Origin of the sequence: Cognatilysobacter xinjiangensis (assembly GCF_014651995.1) — a bacterium.
Taxonomy (GTDB): domain Bacteria; phylum Pseudomonadota; class Gammaproteobacteria; order Xanthomonadales; family Xanthomonadaceae; genus Cognatilysobacter; species Cognatilysobacter xinjiangensis.
Window position 1 is genome coordinate 1,654,322 of sequence record NZ_BMXY01000001.1, and the last position, 20,913, is coordinate 1,675,234.

Consider the following 20,913-nt stretch of genomic DNA (forward strand, 5'->3'; position numbering starts at 1 on the left):
CGCGTATCAGCGGCGATCCACGAAGGCGGTCACGATGCGATCGAGCCGCGTGGCGTCCAGCTGCGGATCGACGCCGATGGCATCGAGCTCGCCGCGCAGCCAGGTGAGCTGCCGCTTCGCGAGCTGTCGCGTGGCATGGATGCCGCGCTCGCGCAGCTCGCGCGCATCGAACGCGCCGTCGAGATGTTCCCATGCCTGCCGATAGCCCACCGCGCGCAGCGCCGGCAGGTCGAGCGGACGCGGGTGCGCGCGCAGCGCCGGCAGCTCGCGCAGGCGTCGTACCTCGTCGAGAAAGCCCGCTGCGAGCATCGCGTCGAACCGGCGTGCGATGCGCTCGTGCAGCACCGCGCGGGCGGTCGGCGCGACCACGATCTTGAGGACACGGCAGGGAAAGCGCTGCGTCGGCGCACTGCGCCGCCAGTCGCTGATGGTGCGCCCGGACGCGCGCCAGACCTCCAGCGCGCGCTGGATGCGCTGCGCGTCGGTCGCATGGATGCGCGAGGCGGCTTCCGGGTCGACGTTCGCCAGTTCGGCGTGCAGCGCCGCCCAGCCGCGTTCCGCCGCCTCCGCTTCAAGGGCCGCGCGGATCGCCGGCGCGGCCTCGGGCATCGGCGCGAGCCCGCGCAGCAGCGCGTGGAAGTAGAGCCCGGTGCCGCCGGCGAGGATCGGCAACCGTCCGCGCGACACGATCGCCTCGACCGCCGCACGCGCGTCGACGGCGAACTCGGCGGCCGAATAGGGCTGCCACGGCTCGCGGATGTCGATCAGGTGATGCGGCACGCCGGCCCGCTCGGCCGCGTCGGGCTTGGCCGCGCCGATGTCGAGGCCGCGGTAGACCAGCGCGGAATCCACGCTCACCACCTCGCCGTCGAAGCGTCGCGCCCAGTCCACCGCCAGCGCCGTCTTGCCCGACGCGGTCGGGCCCATCAGCGCGATCGCGAGAGGACGGCCGTCCGCCGTCACGTGTCAGTAGCCCCGCGCGTCGAGCGCCGCCCGCACCTGCAGGTGGCGCGCGGCCATCGCCGGCGACGGCGCGCGGCCCAGCAGGCTGCCCAGCACGATGGCGACGCAACCGATCGCGAAGCCCGGCACCATCGAGTACAGGCCGGTGGACTCCGCGAAGAGCGTTTCCCACACGATCACGGTCGCGGCACCGGCCACCATCCCGGCGAGCGCGCCGTTCCGGGTCATGCGCGACCAGAACAGCGAGATCAGCACGACCGGCCCGAACGCTGCGCCGAAGCCGGCCCAGGCGTAGGACACGAGGCCGAGCACGCGGCTTTCGGGGTCGCGCGCGATGAAGATCGCCAGCAGCGCGACGCCCAGCACCGCCGCGCGCCCCACCCACACGAGCTCGCGCTGGCCGGCGTTGCGGCGCAGGAACCCGCGATAGAGGTCCTCGGTCAGCGCGCTCGAACAGACCAGCAACTGGCAGGAAAGGGTGCTCATGATCGCGGCGAGGATCGCCGACAGCAGTACGCCGGCCACCCACGGATTGAACAGCAGCTGCGAGAGCACGATGAACACGCGCTCCGGGTTCTGCGTGACCGCGCCCGCCTGCGCCGGATGCGCGGCGAAATACGCATTGCCGAAGAAGCCCACCGCCATCGCGCCCAACAAGCAGAGCACCATCCAGGTCATGCCGATGCGGCGCGCCTTGGGGATCGTCTCCAGGTCGTCCGCCGCCATGAAGCGCGCGAGGATATGTGGCTGGCCGAAATAGCCCAGCCCCCACGCCAGCAGCGAAACGATGCCGATGACGCCGAGCGAACCGCCCTTGAACCAGTCCAGCTTGCCGGGGTCGACCTGCTCGACCAGTGCGAGGCTGGCCTCCGGACCGCCGCTGCCCAGCACCACCACGATCGGCGTGAGCACCAGCGCGAAGATCATCAACGAGGCCTGCACGGTGTCGGTCCAGCTCACCGCGAGGAAGCCGCCGACCAGCGTGTAGAGGATCGTCGCCGCGGCGCCCCACCACAGCGCCTGCGCGTACGGCAGACCGAACACGCTCTCGAACATGCGCGCGCCGGCCACGATGCCGCTCGCGCAGTACACCGCGAAGAACACCAGAATGACCAGCGCCGCGAGCACGCGCAGCACGCGGCTGCCGTCCTCGAAGCGATGGGTGAAATAGTCCGGCAGCGTCAGCGCGTTATGCGTGCGCTCGGTATAGAGGCGCAGCGGGCCGGCGACGAACTTCCAGTTCGCCCAGGCGCCGATCACGAGGCCGATCGCGATCCAGGCTTCCGACACGCCGCCCAGGTAAAGCGCGCCGGGCAGGCCCATCAGCAGCCAGCCGCTCATGTCCGAGGCGCCTGCCGACAGCGCGGTGACGAAGCTGCCGAGCGAGCGCCCACCGAGGATGTAGTCGTCGAAGCTTCGGGTGGACCGCCAGGCGAGGAAGCCGATCAGCACCATGGCCGCCAGGTACAGGCCGAATGTGACGAGAAGCGGAGTGCTGGCGGTCATTCGCGTTCCTGCTGGAGTCCCCGCGCGCACTTTAACCGGGCGATGCCTCCGCATGACTGGCGAATATTTCGCCAGCATGGCGGGCCCGCCCGTGGTGGCGGGGGCTGCGCGGGTTATCCACACGGCCACCAAAGCGGTTATCCACAGCACCTGTCGATAACCGCGCTGGTCGAATCAGTCCTCGTCCGGCCATCGGATGGACGGCATCGACGCGGCGACGCGGGGCATCGGCTGCGCGGCGACCGCGTTCCACACCTTCAGCGCGTCCACCGTCGCCGCGACGTCGTGCACGCGCACGATCCGCGCGCCGCGCTGCACGGCGATCAGGTGCGCCGCGACCGATCCGTGCACCCGCTCCGCTGCGTCGCGTCCAGTCAGCTCGCCGATCGTGCGCTTGCGCGACAGCCCGGCCAGCACCGGCACGCCGAGATCGGTGAACCGCTCGAGGCGCGCGAGCAACTGCAGGTTGTCCTCGCGCGTCTTGCCGAAGCCGAAGCCCGGGTCGACGACGATGTGCTTCTTGTCGATGCCCGCCATCTGCGCGGCGAAAATGCGCTCGGCGAGGAAGCGATGCACCTCGTCCACCACCTCGTCGTAGCGCGGGTCGTCCTGCATCGAGCGCGGCTCACCGAGCATGTGCATCAGCACCACCGGCACGCCGAGCGCGGCCGCCGCGTCGAGCGCCCCCTCGCGCCGCAGCGCGTAGACGTCGTTGATCATGCCTGCGCCCGCCGCCACCGCCGCGCGCATCACCTCGGGCTTGGACGTGTCGACCGACACCGGCACCTGCGTGCGTGCCGCCAGCGCCTCGATCACCGGCACGACGCGGCGCAGCTCCTCGTCGACCGGCACCTCGCCGGCGCCCGGGCGTGTCGATTCGCCGCCCACGTCGAGCACGTCCGCGCCCTCCTCCACCAGGCGCAGGCCGTGGGCGATCGCGGCGTCCGTGTCGAAGTGCTCGCCGCCGTCGGAGAACGAATCCGGCGTGACGTTGACGATGCCCATCACGCGCGGCACGTCGAGCAGGAGGCGGCGGCCGCCGCAGTCCAGGGACGGTGCGATGTCGAACATCAGCGGCCCTCGCGTCGTTCGGCGAGGCGCATCAGCAGAAGCCCGAACGCCAACCCGAGCGCCGCGCCGACGGCGATGTTGCGCATGCCCACTCCGATCGCGATGCCCGCGCCGAGTCCGATCGCGAGGAAGCCGCCGCGGCGACGCCTGTCCATGCCTGCTCCAACGAAAAAGGCCAGAGCGGACTCTGGCCTTTCCGTGTGTTGCTGGCAACGTCGATCAGGTGCCGCTGGGCTGAACACCGCCGAGGTGGAGACGCTTGGGCTCCTCGGTCGCCGGGCCGCCGCGGCCCCAGCCGCTCGGCGGCGGCGGATCGCGCCCGTCCATGATCGCGTCGATCTGGCTGGCGTCGATGGTCTCGTACTCCAGCAGGGCCTTCGCCATCGCGTGCAGCTTGTCGATGTTGTCGGTGAGGATCGTCGTCGACCGCGCGTACGCCCGGTCGAGGATCCCGCGCACGACCTCGTCGATCTTGCGCGCCGTCTCGTCGGAGACGTTCTTGTGCTGCGTGACCGAACGGCCGAGGAAGACCTCGTCCTCCTCCTCGCCGTAGGCGATCGGGCCGAGCTCGTCCGACAGGCCCCACTTGGTGACCATGTTGCGCGCCATCTTGGTCGCCCGCTCGATGTCGTTCGACGCGCCCGTGGTGACCTTGTTCGCGCCGAAGATCAGCTCCTCGGCGACGCGGCCGCCGTACAGCGAGCACAGCTGCGACTCGATCGTCTGCTTGTTGTACGAGTACTTGTCGCCTTCCGGCAGGTACATCGTGACGCCCAGCGCGCGGCCGCGCGGGATGATGGTGACCTTGTAGACCGGATCGTGCTCGGGCACGAGGCGGCCGACGATCGCATGGCCCGCCTCGTGGTACGCGGTCAGGCGCTTCTCGTCCTCGCTCATCGCCATCGAGCGGCGCTCAGCGCCCATCAGGATCTTGTCGCGGGCCTTGTCGAAGTGCTCCATGTGCACCTGCTTGGCGTTATCGCGCGCGGCGAACAGCGCGGCCTCGTTGCAGAGGTTCGCGAGGTCGGCACCGGAGAAGCCCGGGGTGCCGCGCGCCACCACCATCGCGTCGACGTCGTCGCCGAGCGGCAGCTTGCGCATGTGGACCTTGAGGATCTGCTCACGGCCCTTGACGTCAGCAAGGCCCACGGTGACCTGTCGGTCGAAGCGGCCCGGGCGCAGCAGCGCCGGATCGAGCACGTCCGGACGGTTGGTCGCGGCGATGACGATCACGCCCTCGCCGCCCTCGAAGCCGTCCATCTCGACCAGCAGCTGGTTGAGCGTCTGCTCGCGCTCGTCGTGACCGCCGCCGAGGCCCGCGCCGCGATGGCGGCCGACCGCGTCGATCTCGTCGATGAAGATGATGCAGGGCGCGTGCTTCTTCGCCTGGTCGAACATGTCGCGCACGCGGCTGGCGCCGACGCCCACGAACATCTCGACGAAGTCCGAGCCCGAGATCGAGAAGAACGGCACCTTCGCCTCGCCGGCGATCGCGCGGGCGAGCAGCGTCTTGCCGGTGCCCGGCGGGCCGACCATCAGCACGCCGCGCGGGATCTTGCCGCCGAGCTTCTGGAAGCGCGTCGGGTCGCGCAGGAACTCGACGAGCTCGCCGACTTCCTGCTTGGCCTCGTCGCAGCCCGCGACGTCGGCCAGCGTCACCTTGACCTCGTTTTCGCCCTGCATCTTCGCGCGCGACTTGCCGAAGCTCATCGCGCCCTTGCTTCCGCCCTGCTGCATCTGCCGCATGACGAAGATCCAGGCGCCGATGATCAGCAGGATCGGAAGGAAGTTCAGCAGGATGCCCCAGATCGACGGACCAGACGGCGGCGGACGCTGGGTGATGGAGACCTTGTGATGCATCAGGTCGTACATCATTCCCGGGTCGGCCGGCGCATAGGTCACGAACTGCGAGCCGTCCTTGCGCTTGCCGGTAATCGTGGTCTTGTCGTCGCTGATGACCACGTCCTGGACGCGGTCGGTCTGCACCTGCTGGATGAACTGGTCATAGGCCAGTGTCTCCGTGGCGGCGCTGCGCGGGCCGAAGGCCTGGAAGACCACCATCAGCACGACGGCGACCACCACCCACAGCAAAAGATTCTTGGCCAAGTCGTTCATCTTCATACCTTGTCGAGCCATTGGAGCACGTACTGGCTGTACGTCCCTTCAAGCTTCGGGCCGGTCGACCGGCCCTCGATGACCACGGCCGCTGCACGGCCGCCGTCGCATTCGTCCACCGCTGCCGGTGGCTGTCTCCCGGGCCATGACGACCCGCGAAGCACCTTACTTCATGGCCGCTCGCCGACCCTGCGCGAGCGCGTACACCTCGGGCGAGCGCTTGCGCGAGGCTGCCGGCTTGCGGATCACCACCTTGTCGTAGCGCCGCCGCAGCTCCTTCACGTACTCGTCGAACCCCACGCCCTGGAAGAGCTTGATCAGGAAGTTGCCGCCGACCCGCAGGTGCTTGTCGGCGAAATCCATCGCGAGCTCGGACAGGTACATCGCGCGCGGCAGGTCGACCGAATCCACTCCACTCATGTTGGGGGCCATGTCCGAGAGGACAAGGTCCACCGGCTGTCCACCGAGCATGGCTTCCAGCTGCGATAGGACGTCATCCTCCCTGAAATCGCCATGAAGGAATTCGACGCCCGCGAGCGGCGGCATGGCGAGGATGTCCAGCGCGATCACGCGGCCGCGGTCGCCGAGTTCCTGGCGGACCCATTGCGACCAGCCGCCGGGTGCGGCGCCCAGGTCGACCACCACCATTCCGGGCTTGAGCAGCCGGTCGCGCTCGACCAGTTCCTCGAGCTTGTAGGCGGCGCGCGAGCGCAGACCCTCGGCCTTCGCCTTCTTCACGTAGGGGTCGGAGAAATGTTCCTTGAGCCAGCGGTGGCTGGACTTGCTGCGCGTGGGCATCGGCGTGTGCACGCGCCGGAAAAAAGCGGCGCGGAGCCGCATGATACCCTGCGCCTCCCCACGCTCCCGGAACGTCCGCTTGACCGCTCCCAGCCTTACCAATGCCCAGATCCGGTTCCTTCGCGGCCAGGCCCACGGCTTGAAGGCGATGCTGCAGGTGGGCGGCAAGGGCGTCACGCCCGCGCTGGTGGCGGAGGTCGGCCAGGCGCTCGAGGACCATGAGCTGATCAAGATCAAGGTCGCCGCCGAGGACCGCGAGACGCGCGAGGCGCTGATCGAAGCGCTCGCCGGCGAGGCCGGGGCCGCACTGGTGCAGCGCATCGGCCATACGGCAGTGCTCTACCGCCCGAGCCGCGAGAAGCGACAGATCGTCCTGCCGCGACCCTGAGGCCGCGCCGCGAGCGCACCGATCCCGAGGCGACCGCATGCAACTGAATCTCGAAAGCCCCGACCACCGCTACGTGCTGCGCAGCGTCGACGGCCGGTCGGCGCTGGTGAACGACCGCCGCCTGGCGAGCAGCTTCGCCGTGTCCACCGAGACGCTGATCGAGGACTGGCCGGTGACCGATGCCGGCGCACTGACGCCCGAGCAGCTGCAGCCGCTGCTGGCACTCGGCCCGGACGTGATCGTGATCGGCAGCGGCGACCGCCAGGTGTTCGCACCCGCGGCCACGCAGGCCGCCTGCCTGCAGGCCGGCGTGGGCTTCGAGGTGATGGCCAATGCCGCGGCGGCGCGCACGTTCGTCGTGCTGGCCGGCGAAGGGCGACGCGTGGTGGCCGGCTTCGTGCTGGCGCGGGCCGACGCCTGACCGCCCGCGCTCAGCGCGCGGGCAGGTAGAGCAGCGGGTCGACCGGCTTGCCGGTGTAGCGGATCTCGAAGTGCAGCATGTCGCGCGGTGCGCCGCTGTGGCCCATCTCGGCGATGGTCTGCCCCGCCTTCACCAGCTGGCCTTCGTTGACCAGGCGCTTGCGGTTGTGGCCGTAGGCCGACAGCCACTGTTCGTTGTGCTTGATGATCACCAGCTCGCCGTAGCCGACCAGCCCCGCGCCCGAATAGACCACGGTGCCGTCGGCGGCCGCGCGCACCGGCGCGCCCTCGCTGCCGGCGATGTCGATGCCCTGTTTGGTCGGCTCGCCGGTGACGAAGCGTCCGACAAGGCTGCCGTCCGCAGGCCAGCGCCACGCGAAGCCGCTGGCGGGCGGCGCGGTCACGACCGGCGGTGGCGCCGGCCGCGGCGTTTGCCGCGGCGGCGCCGCGGTGCTGCCGGTGGACGGGCGGGACGGCGGGGGCGACGCGCTGCGGCTGCCGCCCGGATACAGGCGCAGGCGCTGGCCGGGATAGATCGTGTACGGCGGCGCCAGCGAGTTCCACGACGCGAGGTCGAGCACGCTGATGCCGTTGCGCGTGGCGATCGAATACAGCGTGTCGCCGCGCTGCACCAGCGTGGTAGCGCCGGGCTTGGGCGTCGACACGCGCGGCGGCGCCGGACGGCCGGACGACGCGTTCTCGCGCACCACGGTGCTGGAGCAGCCTGCGATCACCGCCAGCGCGGCGCCCAAGGCGAGGGAGCGGAAACCGATCGTATGCCTCATGCGCCGTGCGACCTCCAGAGCAGCCAGCCGATCGCCGCCGCCACGAGTAGGACCGCGATCCAGCCGATGGGTTCGATGTAACGCCGCAGCGCCGCTTCCGCGCGTTCGCCACCGATGCGGATCACCAGCGCCAGCAGGTAGACGCGCTTGCCGCGCCCGACCGCCATCGCCAGCACGTAGGGAAGCAGCGGCACGCCGACGATGCCCGAGGCCCAGGTGAACACCTTCATCGGGATCGGCATGAAACCGCCGAGCACCAGGAACCAGAACACGGCCCACGGCGATTCCGCCATCTGCGACTGCACGGTCTCGATGCCCGACTCGATGCCCGGCAGCATGCCGAGCGTCGCGAACAGCGGCTTGATCGCCTCGAACGCGTAGTGGCCGAGCGCATAGCCGACCAGCGAGCCCAGCAGCGAGAACACCAGGCTGATGCTCGCGAAGCGGAACGCGTGCCGCGGCTGCGCCACGCTCATCGGCGCCAGCATCACCTCCGGCATCACCGGGAAGATGATCGCTTCGATGAAGCTCAGCCCGGCGAGGTAGCGCTGCGCATGGCGGTGACGGGCCCAGCCGATGGCGCGGTCGTACAACGGGGCAAATAGCTTCAAGCCGGTCTCCGGTTCAGTCCACGGTGCCCGACAGTAGCGGCACGAACACCACCGGTGCGAGCACTTCCTCGTCGAAGCCGCCGTCCGCGCGCTGGCGGATGCGGACCAGCGACTGCGAATTGGCGGGGCCGACGGGCGCGATCAGCACGCCGCCCGGCACCAGCTGCGCCTTCAGCTCGTCGACCAGCGCGGGCGCCGCCGCGGTGACGAGGATGGCATCGAACGGGCCGTTCTCCGGCCAGCCCGCGCGGCCGTCGTCGTGTTTGCTGCGCACGGTGAGGCCGAGCGTGCGGAAGCGCTTGCGCGCGACGCGCAGCAGTTCGCCGATGCGCTCGACGGTATGCACCTCCAGGCCCAGCGCCGCGAGCACCGCGGCCTGGTAGCCCGAGCCGGTGCCGACTTCCAGCACCTTCCGCGGCTCCGACTCCATCAGTGCCTCGGTCATGCGCGCGACCACCCACGGCTGCGAGATCGTCTGCCCCTGGCCGATCGGCAGCGCAGTGTCCTCGTAGGCCCGCGAGGCCAGCACTTCGTCGATGAACAGGTGGCGCGGCACGGTGCGGATCGCGTTGAGCACGCGCTCGTCATTGATGCCGTTCGCGCGCAGGCGCTCCACCAGGCGGTCGCGCACGCGTTGCGAGGTCAGTCCGCTGCCGGTCGCTTCCGGCTTCATGTGCATCCGCATGCTCATGCCTCCGCGCGCGGCCGCAGCGCGCCGGCAAGGCCGCCCACCCAGCCGGCCACCTGGTCCAGCGCCTGGTAGCGCGTCAGGTCGACATGGATCGGCGTGATGGAGATGCAGCCGCGGCGCACCGCGTGGAAGTCGGTGCCCGGGCCGGCGTCCTGCTCGGCGCCGGCGGCGCCGATCCAGTACCACTGCCGCCCGCGCGGATCGACCTGCGGAATGCAGGCCTCGGCGCGGTGGCGGTTGCCCAGCCGCCCGACCTCGAAGCCGGCCACCGCGTCCCACGGCACGTCGGGCACGTTGACGTTGAGGATGGTGTCGGCCGGCAGCGGGTCGGTCGCCAGGCGCGCGACCAGCTCGACGGCCGCGCGCGCGGCCGTCTCGTAATGAAGCCCCACGTGGTCGGCGGTGGCGAGCGACACGGCGATCGCAGGCAGGCCGAGGAAGCGGCCTTCCATCGCCGCGGCGACGGTGCCGGAATAGATCACGTCGTCGCCGAGATTGGCGGTGTTGTTGATGCCGGAGACGACGATGTCGGGCTCGTCCTCGAGCATGCCGGTCAGCGCGACGTGCACGCAGTCGGTGGGGGTGCCGTAGACGCGCCAGGTGTGTTCGTCCTGCTGGAGCACGCGCACCGGGGCATCGAGCGTGAGCGAATTGCTCGCGCCGGATCTATCGCGATCGGGCGCGACGGTGATGACGGTATGGCCGGCGGCGCGCAGGTGCTCCGCGAGGACACGGATGCCCGGCGCGTCGACGCCGTCGTCGTTGCTGATCAGGACTCGCATGAAGATCGTGGCGCCGCGTCGAGGGCACCGCTGGCGTCGGCGGGGGGCCATGATAGCCGAACCCCCTGCCCCGCTTCCCGGCACGCGGTCGCGTCGTCGCACGATCCGCATCGCGAGCCGCTACGCTGAACGCATGGGCGAGCACGATCCGCGCGACGAAGACCTCGAACTGTTCCGGCAGGCCGTCGGGCCGGTGCGCCCGGTCGACGCGCCGCCGCTGCCGCCGTCACCGCCGAAGCCCAAGCCGCGCGCGCGCATGGCCGAACGCGACGAGGCCGCCGCGGCGAGCGAGTTCCGCCTCGCGCTCGACGAGCAACTGCTCGGTGCGGGCGACGTCCTCAGCCATCGCGCCGAATCGCTGCCGCCGGCGACGTTCCAGCGCCTCAAGCGCGGCGAGCTGTCGGCGCAGGAGGAACTCGACCTGCACGGGCTCACCGCCACGCAGGCGCAGTCGCTGCTGCGCGAGTTCCTCGCCGACGCGCGCCGCCACGGGCTGGGCTGCGTGCGCATCATCCACGGCAAGGGGCGCAGCGCGGCCGAGCTCGACAGCAGCGGCGCACCAGTGCTGAAGAACCTCGTGGACCGCGTGCTGCGCCACCGCGCCGACGTGCTCGGTTTCCACTCCGCGCCGCCCGCGCAGGGCGGCACCGGCGCGGTGGTGGTGCTGCTCGCGAAGCGCTAGCGCGGCGTGGGTGCCGACGCCGGGTCCGTCCGCTTCATCGGCGGGTTGATCCAGGTGACGTCGATGCCGCGGGCGCGCGCCTGGTCCTCCACGCGCTGCATATAAGCGACGTCGGTGTAGATCGTGCCGCTGGCGCCCGCCCGCGGCGGGACATAGGCGCTGCGCTCCTGCGTGCCGGCGCAACCGGCGCAGAGCGATGCCGTCAGGGCGATCAGGGCGATGCGCGAAATGGCCATGGCCGTCTTCTCCTCGGAGATCCGGTTCGGCGCCCGCCCGATGCGGGCGTCGACCCGGTTATACGCCCGCTGGAGAGCGCCGGCGCAGGCCCGGGCGGCGCGTCGACGAACGGTCAGGCGTAGCGCGAGGCGGATGCCCGCGTGTCGCCGATCGCATCGAGCACTGTGGTCGCGTAGGCGCCCGGCGGCAGCTCGAACGTGAGCTGCAGGACGTCGGCGTCGAGCCATGCCCAGGCCAGCGCGCCCGGGCGCAGCCGCAGCGCACGGCGCTCCTGCTCGAGGCCGGCGGCCTCCAGGCCGCGACGCAATGCCAGCACGTCGTCGCCCAGCACCGTGTCCTCCAGCTGCCGGCATTCGCCCGTCGTGCGCGGCTCGCCGCGCCCCCAGAGCGGACCGGTAGGATGGATGTCGAAAGCCGCCAGGCGCTCGCGCAATGCCTCGGTCAGCGGCTCGGGCCCGAAGATGCTGCGGCGGCCGTCGAGCATCCACACCTCGCCCTCCAGCGGCGCGTCCCAGCAGTCGCGGCGCACGCGCTCGGCGAGCACGCGGTTGAACAACTCCGAACGCGCGGCCGAGAGCAGCAGGCTGCGCTCCTCGCGGCGAACTCGACGGCCCGCGAACATCGCGATCGCCTGCTGCACGTTGTCGCCCGCGCGGCCGAAGCGCTGCTCGCCGAAATAGTTCGGCACGCCGCGCGCGGCGATGGCGGCGAGGCGCGCGTCGACGGCGTCGCGATCGCCCGTCACCTCGCGCAGCGTCAGCACGAAGCGGTTGCCGGCCAGCGCGCCGCGCGGCAGCTTGCGCGAATGGCGCGTCACGGCCAGCACGCGCAGCGAGTCGTCCTGCAGCGTCGCGATGTCCGGCGCCTCGCGCCCCGGCAGGTGCACGCTGATGCGCTGGCGCGTGACAGCGTGGCGGTCCTTCAGGCCCGCATAGCCGATGGCCATTTCCTTGACGCCCGCCCATTCGGCGATGCGCCGCGCGGCGAACGCGGTGTTCATGCCGCGCTTCTCGATGTCGAGCAGCAGGTGCTCGCCGACGCCGCTGGCCTCGAAGCCGGCGATCTCCTCGACGATGAAGTCCTCGGGGCGCGTGCGCAGCGTCGCGGTGAGGACCGACGGGCCCAGCGCCTGGGGCAGTTCGTTCATCAGGATGTCGCCAGCAGGCAGACCGCCATCGCGGCGATGCCTTCCTCGCGCCCGGTGAAGCCGAGCTTCTCGGTCGTCGTCGCCTTGATGCTGACCGCGTCGACATCGATGCCGAGGTCTTCGGCGATGCGTTCGCGCATGGCCTGCGCATGCGGCCCGACCTTCGGGCGCTCGGCGAGCACGGTGGCGTCGACGTTGACCACGTGCCAGCCGCGCTCGCCGGCGAGCGCGCGGCAGTGGCGCAGGAATTCGCGGCTGTCGGCGTCGCGCCAGCGCTCGTCGGACGGCGGGAAATGGCGGCCGATGTCGCCGAGCGCGAGCGCGCCTAGGATCGCGTCGCAGATCGCGTGCAGCACGACGTCGCCATCGGAATGCGCAACGACGCCGCGCGCATGCGGGATGCGCACGCCGCCGAGCATCACGTGGTCGCCGTCACCGAAGGCGTGGACGTCGAAGCCCTGGCCGATACGCAGATTCATGGGATTTCCCGGGTCAGGAAGCGCTTGCGCGCAGCAGGTATTCGACGAGCGCGCGGTCGGCCGGCGTCGTCACCTTGATGTTGTCCTCGCGGCCTTCGACCAGGCGCGGACGCAGGCCCGCGTGCTCGAGCGCCATCGCCTCGTCGGTGACGGCGATGCCGTCGGCGAGCGCGCGTCGCAGCGCGTCGCGCAGCACGCCAAGGCGCGCGGCCTGCGGCGTGAGCGCGCGCCACAGGCCGTCCCGTGGCTGGGTGCCGGCGCTGCGGTCGCGGTCGCCACGCTTGAGCGTGTCGCGCACGGGCGCGGCGAGCAGAGCGCCATCCGCTGTTTCCAGCGCGGCGTCGATCACTCGGTCGAGATCCGCGGCAGCGAGGTTTGGACGTGCGGCGTCGTGCACCAGCACGAGCGCATCGTCGCCGGCGCGCTCGCGCAGGGCGTCGAGCGCGGCGAGCACGGAGAGCGCGCGCTCGGCGGCGCCTTGGCAGGTCAGAACCGGCTTGTCGTGATGCGACGTCCAACCGGGCCATCGCGCGTCGTCCGCGGCGAGCGCGACCATCGCGCCATCGACGCGCGGATGCGCGAGCAGCGCGTCGAGTGCATGCGCGATCAGCGGCCGACCCGCGACTTCGACGTACTGCTTCGGCACATCGCCGCCGAACCGGCTGCCCGATCCCGCCGCGGGCACCACCGCCCAGATCGCGGTCACGGCGCCGGCGCGGCCGTCGCAGGGGCGGCCTGCACGTTCTCGACCACGCGGTAGAACACCTCGCCCGGCCGGATCATGCCGAGCTCGCTGCGCGCGCGATCCTCGACGGCCGCCTCGCCGGACTTGAGGTCCTGCACCTCGGCGGCCAGCGCGTCGTTGCGCTGGCGCAGGCCGCCGTTTTCGTGCGCGAGTGCATCGACCTGCGCCTGCAGCGCGACCACCGCCTCGCGGCCGCCTTCGCCGTGCCACAGCCGCGTCTGCAGGCCCACCAGCAGCATCGCCAGCAGGCCGATCAGGATCAGCAGGCCGTAGCGCGGGCGCGTCATCGGTCAGCGCGAGAGCGAAACGAACGCGTCGCGGCCGGCGTAGCGCGCGGCCGAACCCAGCTGCTCCTCGATGCGCAGCAGCTGGTTGTACTTGGCCACGCGGTCGCTACGGCACAGCGAACCGGTCTTGATCTGCGTGGCGGTCGTGGCGACGGCGATGTCGGCGATCGTCGTGTCCTCGGTCTCGCCCGAGCGGTGCGAGACGATCGCGGCGTAGCGGTTGGCATCGGCCATCGCGATGGCTTCCAGCGTCTCGGTCAGCGTGCCGATCTGGTTGACCTTGATCAGGATCGCGTTGGCGACGTTCTGGTCGATGCCCTCGCGGAAGATCTTCGGGTTGGTGACGAATAGGTCGTCGCCCACAAGCTGCACCTTGTCGCCGATGCGCTCGGTGAGCAGCTTCCAGCCCGCCCAGTCGTGCTCGGCCATGCCGTCCTCGATCGTCACGATCGGGTAGCGGCGCGTCCAGTCGGCGAGGAAGTCGACGAACTGCTCCGGCGTCAGGCGCTTGCCCTCGCCGGTGAGGTTGTACTTGCCGTTCTCGAAGAACTCGCTGGAGGCCACGTCGAGGCCGAGCAGCACGTCCTCGCCGGCCTTGTAACCGGCCTTGCCGATCGCCTCGAGGATGGTTTCCAGCGCCTCTTCGTTACTGCGCAGGTCGGGCGCGAAGCCACCTTCGTCGCCGACCGCCGTCGACAGGCCGCGGCCCTTCAGCACGCTCTTGAGCGCGTGGAAGATCTCGGTACCCGCGCGCAGCGCTTCGGAGAAGCGGTCGAAACCGACCGGCAGCACCATGAATTCCTGCAGGTCGACGTTGTTGTCGGCATGCGCGCCGCCGTTGATGATGTTCATCATCGGCACCGGCAGCACCGCCTCGCGCCCGTTCGCGAGGTGCTGCCACAGCGGCATCTTCTTCGACGCCGCCATCGCGTGCGCGTTCGCCATGGAAACGCCCAGCAGGGCGTTCGCGCCGAGGCGGCCCTTGTTGTCGGTGCCGTCGAGATCGATCAGGCGACGGTCGAGGCCGGCCTGGTCGGCGGCGTCGAAACCGTCCAGCGCCTTGGCGATCGTCGTGTTGACGTTCTCCACCGCCTGCTTCACGCCCTTGCCGAGGTAGCGCGTCTTGTCGCCATCGCGCAGCTCCACCGCTTCCTTGGTGCCGGTGGAGGCGCCGGACGGCACCATCGCGCGGCCGAAGCTGCCGTCGGCGAGCGTGACTTCCGCTTCGAGCGTGGGATTGCCGCGGCTGTCGAGGATTTCGCGGGCGTGGATCTTGGCGATCGTCGTCATCGGAGGAACGTCGTCCTTACAGGGAGTTTTCGAGGAAACCGTTGCGCTTGGTCACTTCGTCGAGCGCCTTGAGCGTCTCGAGCAGCGCGCGCATCTTCGGCAGCGGCCAGGCGTTCGGGCCGTCGGAGAGTGCCTTCGACGGATCGGGATGCGTCTCCATGAAGATGCCGTCGATGCCGACGGCGATCGCTGCCCGCGCGAGCACCGGCACGTGCTGCCGCTGTCCGCCGCTCGACGTGCCCTGCCCGCCCGGCAGCTGCACCGAATGCGTGGCGTCGAACACGACCGGGCAACCGGTTTCGCGCATCACGGCGAGCGAGCGCATGTCGCTCACCAGGTTGTTGTAGCCGAAGCTCGCACCGCGCTCGCAGACCATGATCTGCTGGTTGCCGGTCGATTTCGCCTTCTCGACCACCGGCTTCATGTCCCACGGCGCGAGGAACTGGCCCTTCTTGATGTTCACCGGCTTGCCGGCGCTGCAGACCTTGGTGATGAAGTCGGTCTGGCGCACGAGGAAGGCCGGCGTCTGCAGCACGTCGACGACGCTCGCGACCTCGTCGATCGGCGTGTACTCGTGCACGTCGGTCAGCACCGGCACGCCGAGCTGGCGCTTCACTTCGGACAGCACCTTCAGGCCCTGTTCGACGCCCGGGCCGCGAAAGCCAGAGATCGACGTGCGGTTGGCCTTGTCGAAGCTCGACTTGAAGATGAAGGGAATGCCGAGCTCGGAGGTGATCTCCTTGAGCTTGCCGGCCGTCTCCATCTGCAGCTCCATCGATTCGATGACGCAGGGGCCGGCGATCAGGAAGAACGGCTTGTCGAGGCCGACCTCGAATCCACAAAGGTTCATCGCATGCTCCGGAACGGGGCGTCGCGCATGTCGCACGCGGCGCTGGAAAGGGGGACGGCCATGCGCGTCAGGCCTGCGGGGCCCGCGCGCCGGCGCGCTTGCGATGCTCGCGCGCGGCGCGGATGAAACCGATGAAAAGCGGATGCCCGTCGCGCGGCGTCGAGAGGAATTCCGGGTGCGCCTGGCAGGCCAGGAACCACGGATGCGCATCGCGCGGCAGCTCCACCATCTCCACCAGCAGGTCGTCCATCGACTTGGCCGAGATGACCAGGCCGGCGTCCTCGAGCTGCGTGCGGTAGCGGTTGTTGAACTCGTAGCGATGGCGATGACGCTCGCCGACCACCGTGCTGCCGTACATCTCGTGTGCGAGCGTGCCGGGTTTGATGCGCTGGTCCTGCAGGCCCAGGCGCATGGTGCCGCCGAGGTCACTCTCCTCGCTGCGGCGCTCGACGTCGCCGGTCTGGGTGCGCCACTCGGTAATCAGGCCGATCACCGGGTGCGGCGAGTGCTTGTCGTTCTCGGTGCTGTTGGCGCCTTCGAGTCCGCAGACGTTGCGCGCGTAGTCGACCACCGCCGCCTGCATGCCGTAGCAGATGCCGAAGTACGGCACGCCATGCTCGCGCGCGAACTTCGAAGTAAGCACCTTCCCCTCGAAGCCGCGGTCGCCAAAGCCGCCGGGCACCAGGATGCCGTCGACATCGGCCAGCACCGCTTCGCCCTGCTTCTCGACATCGCTGGATTCCAGCCACTTCAGCCGCACGCGCGTGCGCTGGCGCAGGCCGCCGTGCTTGAGCGCCTCGGCGACCGACTTGTACGCGTCCTGATGGTCGACGTACTTGCCGACCACGCCGATCGTGACCTCGTCGTCCGGATGCTCGCTGGCGTCCAGAACCGCGTCCCATTCGGCGAGGTCGGCCGGGCCGGCCTGAAGGCCGAGGCGGCGGATGACGATGTCGTCCAGGCCCTGCTCGTGGAAGAAGCGGGGCATCTTGTAGATGTTGTCGAGGTCGATCGCCGAGATCACGGCGCGCTCGGACACGTTGGTGAACAGCGCGATCTTGCGGCGCTCGGAATCCGGCAGCGGCTGCTCGCTGCGGCAGAGCAGCACGTCGGGCTGGATGCCGATCGAGCGCAGCTCCTTGACCGAGTGCTGCGTCGGCTTGGTCTTGAGCTCGCCGGCGGCGGCGATCCACGGCACCAGCGTGAGGTGCATGAACAGCGTCGACTCGGGGCCACGCTCGCTGCGCAGCTGGCGGATCGCCTCGAGGAAGGGCAGCGACTCGATGTCGCCCACCGTGCCGCCGATCTCGACCAGGCCGATGTCGTAGCCGTCCGTCGCGTCGACGATCGCACGCTTGATCTCGTCGGTGATGTGCGGGATCACCTGCACCGTGCCGCCGAGGTAGTCGCCGCGGCGCTCCTTGCGGATCACCGATTCGTAGATGCGGCCAGTGGTGATCGAGTTCTTTCGGCTCAGCCGCGTGCGCACGTAGCGCTCGTAGTGGCCGAGGTCGAGGTCGGTTTCGGCGCCATCGTCGGTGACGTACACCTCGCCGTGCTGGAACGGGCTCATGGTGCCCGGATCGACGTTGATGTACGGGTCGAGCTTCATCATCGTCACGCGCAGGCCGCGCGCTTCGAGGATGGCCGCGAGCGAGGCCGCCGCGATGCCCTTGCCGAGCGAGGACACCACGCCGCCGGTGACGAACACGAGCGGCGTTACATGGCTTGGGGAAGTCATGGGCAGGGGTGCGCTGGAAACCCGTAGTTTACCGGGCCGCTCGCCCGAGGGCTAACCCGGCGCGTCGCGACGCCCGGAAACGACCGCGCCCCGGCGAACCGGGGCGCGGCGTGACGCATGGCAGGACGCTTACTTGCGCTTGGCCTTGCTCTTGGCGCGCTTGTCCTTGTCCTTGGCGTCCTTGTCGGCTGCCGCCTTTTCGCTGAGCTGGCCGGTGCCTGCCAGCGCGTCGTCGTTCGACGTGGTGGTGGTCGTAGCCGTCGTACCGACGGTGCCGCTCGTGGTGGTCGACGCGGTACCCGTCGTGGTCGTCGTGCCCGTCACCGGGTCGACGGTGGTGGACGTGGCGCCGGTCACGGGCGGGATCGTGGTGGTCGTCGTGGTGGCGGCGGTGCGCGGCTTCGTGCCATCGGTGGCCGTCGGCGGCGTGGTGGCCGCACCGGTCACGGCGTCGACCGCTTCGCTGCCGGTGGCCGTCGAGCCGACCGGGGCGTTGGCCACCGGCGGGGTCGTCGGTGCCGGGACCGGCGCGGCGACCTGGGCGAGAGCCGGCAGGGCAAGGGCGGTCAGGACCGAAGCGGCGAGAATGCGGTTCTTCATGGAGCCTCCTTTCATGGGGGATACGAACGCGGCCGTCACGGGCCGTCGTTCGGGGGCGAACCGTACGCGGCCTCCCCATAACCCTCGCGTGAAACGGAAATTAAGCTTGCAACCGGACGTTCATCTTTCGTTGACGGGTCTAAGCCCGTGCGACGCGCTCTGTTAGCATTTCGACTAATGAACAAGCGATACAACGCCGCCGACATCGAGGTGCTGTCCGGGCTGGACCCGGTCAAGCGCCGCCCGGGCATGTACACGGACACCGCCCGCCCCAACCACCTCGCCCAGGAGGTCATCGACAACTCCGTCGACGAAGCCCTGGGTGGCCACGCGAAGACCATCGAGGTCACGCTCCACGCCGACGGCAGCTGCTCCGTGCAGGACGACGGCCGCGGCATGCCGGTCGACATCCACCCGGAAGAGAAGATCCCCGGCGTCGAATTGATCCTCACCCGCCTGCACGCGGGCGGTAAGTTCAGCGGCAACAACTACACGTTCTCCGGCGGCCTGCACGGCGTCGGCGTAAGCGTGGTCAACGCGCTCAGCACGCTCGTCGACGTGCGCATCAAGCGCGACGGCAACGAGTACCGGATGACGTTCAAGGACGGCTTCCGCGACTCGCCACTGGAGGTCATCGGCAGCGTCGGCAAGAAGAACACCGGCACGCGCGTGCATTTCTGGCCGGACCCGAAGTACTTCGACACGCCGAAGATCAACGTCCGCGCACTGCGCCACCTGCTGCGCGCAAAAGCCGTGCTCTGCCCGGGCCTGACCGTCCGCCTGATCGACGAGAGCACCGGCGAGCGCGACGAGTGGTATTTCGAGGACGGCCTGCGTGACTACCTGCGCGGCGAGCTCGGCGAGCGCGAGGCGCTGCCGCAACAGCTGTTCGTCGGCCATCTCGCGAAGGAAACCGAGGTCGTGGACTGGGCCGCGGCCTGGGTGCCGGAAGGCGAGCTGGTCCAGGAGAGCTACGTCAACCTGATCCCGACCGCGCAGCACGGCACGCACGTCAATGGCCTGCGTACGGGCTTTACCGACGCGCTGCGCGAGTTCTGCGACTTCCGCAACCTGCTGCCGCGCGGCGTGAAGCTCGCGCCGGAAGACGTGTGGGACCGGGTCGCGTTCGTGTTGTCGATCAAGATGACCGACCCGCAGTTCTCGGGGCAGACCAAGGAACGGCTGTCGTCGCGCCAGGCCGCGGGCTTCGTCGAATCGGCCGCGCATGACGCGTTCTCGCTCTGGCTCAACCAGCACGTCGACCTCGGCATGAAGATCGCGCAGCTGGCGATCGAGCGCGCCGCGGCTCGCCTGAAGAGCGAGAAGGTGGTGCTGCGCAAGAAGGTCACGCAGGGGCCCGCCCTGCCCGGCAAGCTCGCCGACTGCGCCTCGCAGGATCTCTCGCGCACCGAGCTGTTCCTCGTCGAGGGCGACTCGGCGGGCGGAAGCGCGCGCCAAGCCCGCGAAAAAGACTTCCAGGCCATCCTTCCGTTGCGCGGCAAGATCCTCAACACCTGGGAAGTCGCGTCCAGCGGCGTGCTGGCGTCGCAGGAAGTGCATGACCTGGCTGTCGCCATCGGCTGCGATCCCGGCAAGGACGACCTCACCGGCCTGCGCTACGGCAAGGTGATCATCCTCGCCGACGCCGACTCCGACGGCCTGCACATCGCCACGCTGCTGTCGGCGCTGTTCCTCAAGCACTTCCCCGCGCTCGTCGCCGCCGGCCACGTGTTCGTCGCCATGCCGCCGCTGTTCCGCGTCGACGTCGGCAAGCAGGTGTTCTATGCGTTGGACGAGGAGGAGAAGCGCATCCTCATCGACCGCATCGAACGCGACCGCGCGGCCAAGAAGAAGGGCACGCCGACGGGCGCGATCAGCGTCACCCGCTTCAAGGGCCTCGGCGAGATGAACCCCGAGCAGCTGCGCGAGTCGACGATGCATCCGGACACGCGCCGCCTCGTCCAGCTCACCGTCGACGACCAGGACGCCACCCAGGCGCTGATGGACATGCTGCTGGCGAAGAAGCGTGCCTCCGACCGCAAGGCATGGCTGGAGTCCAAGGGCGACCTGGCGACGCTCGAGGTCTGAGTTGGTCGATCATGTTGACGAGAAGGCCCGCTTCGGCGGGCTTTTTCTTGCCGCATTCGATACGCAAGGAGCATCGCGGCGGCCCTGAAGGACGCCGAGGGCTGCGATGATGCGCGCACCGGCCGGGGCTGATGCCACGCGAATGTGCCCCGCCATCGATGAACGATCCCCCCGTCATCTCGTCGAATTCGACGGCCCCGTCATCGCCCATGGCCGAGGCTGACGGCATGCAGACCCATGCCCTGACCCAGGCCGTCGATGTCCGTCGCGGCAATGCGCGCGAGTCCTCCGAGGCGCTCGCGCTCGACGCGCGCCGCGCGGCGGCGGGGCTCGGGCTGTCGGCGCCGGATCTCGAGGCGCTGCTGGAGATCGACGCATCGACCGCCGCGTCCATCCGGTCCGGCGGCGCGCGTATCCAGTCGGGCAGCGCGCTTGCGACGCGCGTGCTGCTGCTGGTGCGGCTGCAGCGTGCGCTGGGCGATGTCTACGGCTCGGTCGACCAGGCCAACCAGTGGCTGGACGCCGTCGAGCCGTCGCTGGGCGACAAGCCGCGGGCGCTGCTGCGCACGCACGACGGCCTCGGCCGCGTGGTGTCGCAGATCGAGCGCCGCTGCAAGGACTGCCTCTGGTAGACGCG

24 protein-coding genes are annotated in these 20,913 nt (G+C 69.9%); 5 read left to right on the top strand and 19 right to left on the bottom strand.

What is annotated here, in order from left to right; genetic code table 11:
* Positions 1 to 6 precede the first annotated feature (6 nt).
* The 6 genes from miaA to rlmE form a co-directional block, all read right to left on the bottom strand.
* Positions 7 to 963, bottom strand: coding sequence for a tRNA (adenosine(37)-N6)-dimethylallyltransferase MiaA (gene miaA / locus IE066_RS07960; RefSeq protein ID WP_189448436.1), 957 nt, complete (start codon positions 961 to 963; stop codon positions 7 to 9).
* Positions 964 to 966: 3 nt separating this feature from the next.
* Positions 967 to 2,469: a sodium/proline symporter PutP gene (putP, locus tag IE066_RS07965; RefSeq protein ID WP_189448438.1), complete on the bottom strand. Its 1,503-nt coding sequence runs from the start codon at positions 2,467 to 2,469 to the stop codon at positions 967 to 969.
* Positions 2,470 to 2,643: 174 nt separating this feature from the next.
* Positions 2,644 to 3,540 (bottom strand): dihydropteroate synthase, encoded by an 897-nt coding sequence (folP, locus tag IE066_RS07970; protein WP_189448440.1) that lies wholly within the window; start codon positions 3,538 to 3,540, stop codon positions 2,644 to 2,646.
* Complete coding sequence (locus IE066_RS07975; RefSeq protein WP_189448442.1) at positions 3,540 to 3,695, bottom strand: hypothetical protein; 156 nt, start codon at positions 3,693 to 3,695, stop codon at positions 3,540 to 3,542. Before IE066_RS07975 ends, folP begins: the two co-directional genes overlap by 1 nt.
* Positions 3,696 to 3,759: 64 nt before the next feature.
* Entirely contained in the window at positions 3,760 to 5,655 is a 1,896-nt protein-coding gene (gene ftsH, locus IE066_RS07980) for an ATP-dependent zinc metalloprotease FtsH (protein ID WP_189448898.1), read from the bottom strand.
* 165 nt (positions 5,656 to 5,820) lie between these two features.
* Positions 5,821 to 6,453, bottom strand: a complete 633-nt coding sequence (rlmE, locus tag IE066_RS07985; RefSeq protein WP_189448444.1) for a 23S rRNA (uridine(2552)-2'-O)-methyltransferase RlmE — start codon at positions 6,451 to 6,453, stop codon at positions 5,821 to 5,823.
* Positions 6,454 to 6,532: 79 nt separating this feature from the next.
* Here rlmE and yhbY point away from each other — a divergent pair, with 79 nt between their 5' ends.
* Both yhbY and IE066_RS07995 read left to right on the top strand, forming a co-directional pair.
* Positions 6,533 to 6,841 carry a ribosome assembly RNA-binding protein YhbY gene (gene yhbY / locus IE066_RS07990; protein WP_229790707.1) on the top strand — a complete coding sequence of 103 codons (309 nt, stop codon included), beginning with the start codon at positions 6,533 to 6,535 and terminating at the stop codon, positions 6,839 to 6,841.
* Between the two features lie 37 nt (positions 6,842 to 6,878).
* Positions 6,879 to 7,262, top strand: coding sequence for an Mth938-like domain-containing protein (locus tag IE066_RS07995; protein ID WP_189448446.1), 384 nt, complete (start codon positions 6,879 to 6,881; stop codon positions 7,260 to 7,262).
* 10 nt (positions 7,263 to 7,272) lie between these two features.
* Here the strand turns inward: IE066_RS07995 and IE066_RS08000 are convergent, their stop codons facing one another.
* From IE066_RS08000 to surE, 4 genes are read right to left on the bottom strand one after another with little or no spacing between them, the layout of a single operon-like run.
* Positions 7,273 to 8,046, bottom strand: a complete 774-nt coding sequence (locus tag IE066_RS08000) for a peptidoglycan DD-metalloendopeptidase family protein (RefSeq protein ID WP_189448448.1) — start codon at positions 8,044 to 8,046, stop codon at positions 7,273 to 7,275.
* Positions 8,043 to 8,657 (bottom strand): YqaA family protein, encoded by a 615-nt coding sequence (locus IE066_RS08005; protein WP_189448450.1) that lies wholly within the window; start codon positions 8,655 to 8,657, stop codon positions 8,043 to 8,045. Before IE066_RS08005 ends, IE066_RS08000 begins: the two co-directional genes overlap by 4 nt.
* Positions 8,658 to 8,670: 13 nt before the next feature.
* Positions 8,671 to 9,348: a protein-L-isoaspartate(D-aspartate) O-methyltransferase gene (locus tag IE066_RS08010; RefSeq protein ID WP_189448452.1), complete on the bottom strand. Its 678-nt coding sequence runs from the start codon at positions 9,346 to 9,348 to the stop codon at positions 8,671 to 8,673.
* Positions 9,345 to 10,130, bottom strand: coding sequence for a 5'/3'-nucleotidase SurE (gene surE / locus IE066_RS08015; RefSeq protein ID WP_189448454.1), 786 nt, complete (start codon positions 10,128 to 10,130; stop codon positions 9,345 to 9,347). Before surE ends, IE066_RS08010 begins: the two co-directional genes overlap by 4 nt.
* A gap of 133 nt (positions 10,131 to 10,263) precedes the next feature.
* On the opposite strand from surE, the gene IE066_RS08020 reads away from it, so the two are divergent.
* Complete coding sequence (locus IE066_RS08020; protein ID WP_189448902.1) at positions 10,264 to 10,812, top strand: Smr/MutS family protein; 549 nt, start codon at positions 10,264 to 10,266, stop codon at positions 10,810 to 10,812.
* On the opposite strand, the gene IE066_RS08025 is transcribed toward IE066_RS08020, so the two are convergent.
* The 9 genes from IE066_RS08025 to IE066_RS08065 all read right to left on the bottom strand — a co-directional run bounded on the left by IE066_RS08025 (position 10,809) and on the right by IE066_RS08065 (position 18,188).
* The gene (locus tag IE066_RS08025; protein WP_189448456.1) at positions 10,809 to 11,048 is read right to left on the bottom strand and encodes a hypothetical protein; all 240 of its coding nucleotides are present in this window, start codon (positions 11,046 to 11,048) and stop codon (positions 10,809 to 10,811) included. The two genes, IE066_RS08020 and IE066_RS08025, sit on opposite strands and share 4 nt — an antisense overlap.
* Positions 11,049 to 11,161: 113 nt before the next feature.
* Positions 11,162 to 12,196, bottom strand: a complete 1,035-nt coding sequence (truD, locus tag IE066_RS08030) for a tRNA pseudouridine(13) synthase TruD (RefSeq protein WP_189448459.1) — start codon at positions 12,194 to 12,196, stop codon at positions 11,162 to 11,164.
* The gene (ispF, locus tag IE066_RS08035) at positions 12,196 to 12,675 is read right to left on the bottom strand and encodes a 2-C-methyl-D-erythritol 2,4-cyclodiphosphate synthase (protein ID WP_189448461.1); all 480 of its coding nucleotides are present in this window, start codon (positions 12,673 to 12,675) and stop codon (positions 12,196 to 12,198) included. The genes truD and ispF overlap by 1 nt, the downstream gene beginning before the upstream one ends.
* Before the next feature lie 13 nt (positions 12,676 to 12,688).
* Complete coding sequence (gene ispD, locus IE066_RS08040; protein ID WP_189448463.1) at positions 12,689 to 13,381, bottom strand: 2-C-methyl-D-erythritol 4-phosphate cytidylyltransferase; 693 nt, start codon at positions 13,379 to 13,381, stop codon at positions 12,689 to 12,691.
* Positions 13,378 to 13,707, bottom strand: coding sequence for a cell division protein FtsB (gene ftsB, locus IE066_RS08045; RefSeq protein WP_189448465.1), 330 nt, complete (start codon positions 13,705 to 13,707; stop codon positions 13,378 to 13,380). Before ftsB ends, ispD begins: the two co-directional genes overlap by 4 nt.
* A gap of 3 nt (positions 13,708 to 13,710) precedes the next feature.
* The gene (gene eno, locus IE066_RS08050; RefSeq protein ID WP_189448467.1) at positions 13,711 to 14,997 is read right to left on the bottom strand and encodes a phosphopyruvate hydratase; all 1,287 of its coding nucleotides are present in this window, start codon (positions 14,995 to 14,997) and stop codon (positions 13,711 to 13,713) included.
* 16 nt (positions 14,998 to 15,013) lie between these two features.
* Positions 15,014 to 15,847, bottom strand: coding sequence for a 3-deoxy-8-phosphooctulonate synthase (gene kdsA / locus IE066_RS08055; RefSeq protein ID WP_189448469.1), 834 nt, complete (start codon positions 15,845 to 15,847; stop codon positions 15,014 to 15,016).
* A gap of 67 nt (positions 15,848 to 15,914) precedes the next feature.
* Positions 15,915 to 17,588 carry a CTP synthase gene (gene pyrG, locus IE066_RS08060; protein WP_189448471.1) on the bottom strand — a complete coding sequence of 558 codons (1,674 nt, stop codon included), beginning with the start codon at positions 17,586 to 17,588 and terminating at the stop codon, positions 15,915 to 15,917.
* Positions 17,589 to 17,717: 129 nt separating this feature from the next.
* The gene (locus IE066_RS08065) at positions 17,718 to 18,188 is read right to left on the bottom strand and encodes a hypothetical protein (protein WP_189448473.1); all 471 of its coding nucleotides are present in this window, start codon (positions 18,186 to 18,188) and stop codon (positions 17,718 to 17,720) included.
* A 177-nt stretch (positions 18,189 to 18,365) separates the two neighbouring features.
* On the opposite strand from IE066_RS08065, the gene parE reads away from it, so the two are divergent.
* Positions 18,366 to 20,276, top strand: coding sequence for a DNA topoisomerase IV subunit B (parE, locus tag IE066_RS08070; protein WP_189448474.1), 1,911 nt, complete (start codon positions 18,366 to 18,368; stop codon positions 20,274 to 20,276).
* 227 nt (positions 20,277 to 20,503) lie between these two features.
* On the top strand, positions 20,504 to 20,908 hold the full coding sequence (locus IE066_RS08075) for a hypothetical protein (RefSeq protein WP_189448476.1): 405 nt from the start codon (positions 20,504 to 20,506) through the stop codon (positions 20,906 to 20,908).
* The last annotated feature ends 5 nt before the right edge of the window (positions 20,909 to 20,913 follow it).

What these genes read in the sequence shown, in the direction of transcription:
- putP (WP_189448438.1), bottom strand. Translation starts at nt 2,469, where the DNA reads ATGACCGCCAGCACTCCGCTTCTCGTCACATTCGGCCTGTACCTGGCG.
- folP (WP_189448440.1), bottom strand. Translation starts at nt 3,540, where the DNA reads ATGTTCGACATCGCACCGTCCCTGGACTGCGGCGGCCGCCGCCTCCTG.
- IE066_RS07975 (WP_189448442.1), bottom strand. Translation starts at nt 3,695, where the DNA reads ATGGACAGGCGTCGCCGCGGCGGCTTCCTCGCGATCGGACTCGGCGCG.
- ftsH (WP_189448898.1), bottom strand. Translation starts at nt 5,655, where the DNA reads ATGAACGACTTGGCCAAGAATCTTTTGCTGTGGGTGGTGGTCGCCGTC.
- rlmE (WP_189448444.1), bottom strand. Translation starts at nt 6,453, where the DNA reads ATGCCCACGCGCAGCAAGTCCAGCCACCGCTGGCTCAAGGAACATTTC.
- IE066_RS07995 (WP_189448446.1), top strand. Translation starts at nt 6,879, where the DNA reads ATGCAACTGAATCTCGAAAGCCCCGACCACCGCTACGTGCTGCGCAGC.
- IE066_RS08000 (WP_189448448.1), bottom strand. Translation starts at nt 8,046, where the DNA reads ATGAGGCATACGATCGGTTTCCGCTCCCTCGCCTTGGGCGCCGCGCTG.
- IE066_RS08010 (WP_189448452.1), bottom strand. Translation starts at nt 9,348, where the DNA reads ATGAGCATGCGGATGCACATGAAGCCGGAAGCGACCGGCAGCGGACTG.
- surE (WP_189448454.1), bottom strand. Translation starts at nt 10,130, where the DNA reads ATGCGAGTCCTGATCAGCAACGACGACGGCGTCGACGCGCCGGGCATC.
- IE066_RS08020 (WP_189448902.1), top strand. Translation starts at nt 10,264, where the DNA reads ATGGGCGAGCACGATCCGCGCGACGAAGACCTCGAACTGTTCCGGCAG.
- IE066_RS08025 (WP_189448456.1), bottom strand. Translation starts at nt 11,048, where the DNA reads ATGGCCATTTCGCGCATCGCCCTGATCGCCCTGACGGCATCGCTCTGC.
- truD (WP_189448459.1), bottom strand. Translation starts at nt 12,196, where the DNA reads ATGAACGAACTGCCCCAGGCGCTGGGCCCGTCGGTCCTCACCGCGACG.
- ispF (WP_189448461.1), bottom strand. Translation starts at nt 12,675, where the DNA reads ATGAATCTGCGTATCGGCCAGGGCTTCGACGTCCACGCCTTCGGTGAC.
- ftsB (WP_189448465.1), bottom strand. Translation starts at nt 13,707, where the DNA reads ATGACGCGCCCGCGCTACGGCCTGCTGATCCTGATCGGCCTGCTGGCG.
- eno (WP_189448467.1), bottom strand. Translation starts at nt 14,997, where the DNA reads ATGACGACGATCGCCAAGATCCACGCCCGCGAAATCCTCGACAGCCGC.
- kdsA (WP_189448469.1), bottom strand. Translation starts at nt 15,847, where the DNA reads ATGAACCTTTGTGGATTCGAGGTCGGCCTCGACAAGCCGTTCTTCCTG.
- pyrG (WP_189448471.1), bottom strand. Translation starts at nt 17,588, where the DNA reads ATGACTTCCCCAAGCCATGTAACGCCGCTCGTGTTCGTCACCGGCGGC.
- IE066_RS08065 (WP_189448473.1), bottom strand. Translation starts at nt 18,188, where the DNA reads ATGAAGAACCGCATTCTCGCCGCTTCGGTCCTGACCGCCCTTGCCCTG.
- parE (WP_189448474.1), top strand. Translation starts at nt 18,366, where the DNA reads ATGAACAAGCGATACAACGCCGCCGACATCGAGGTGCTGTCCGGGCTG.
- IE066_RS08075 (WP_189448476.1), top strand. Translation starts at nt 20,504, where the DNA reads ATGCAGACCCATGCCCTGACCCAGGCCGTCGATGTCCGTCGCGGCAAT.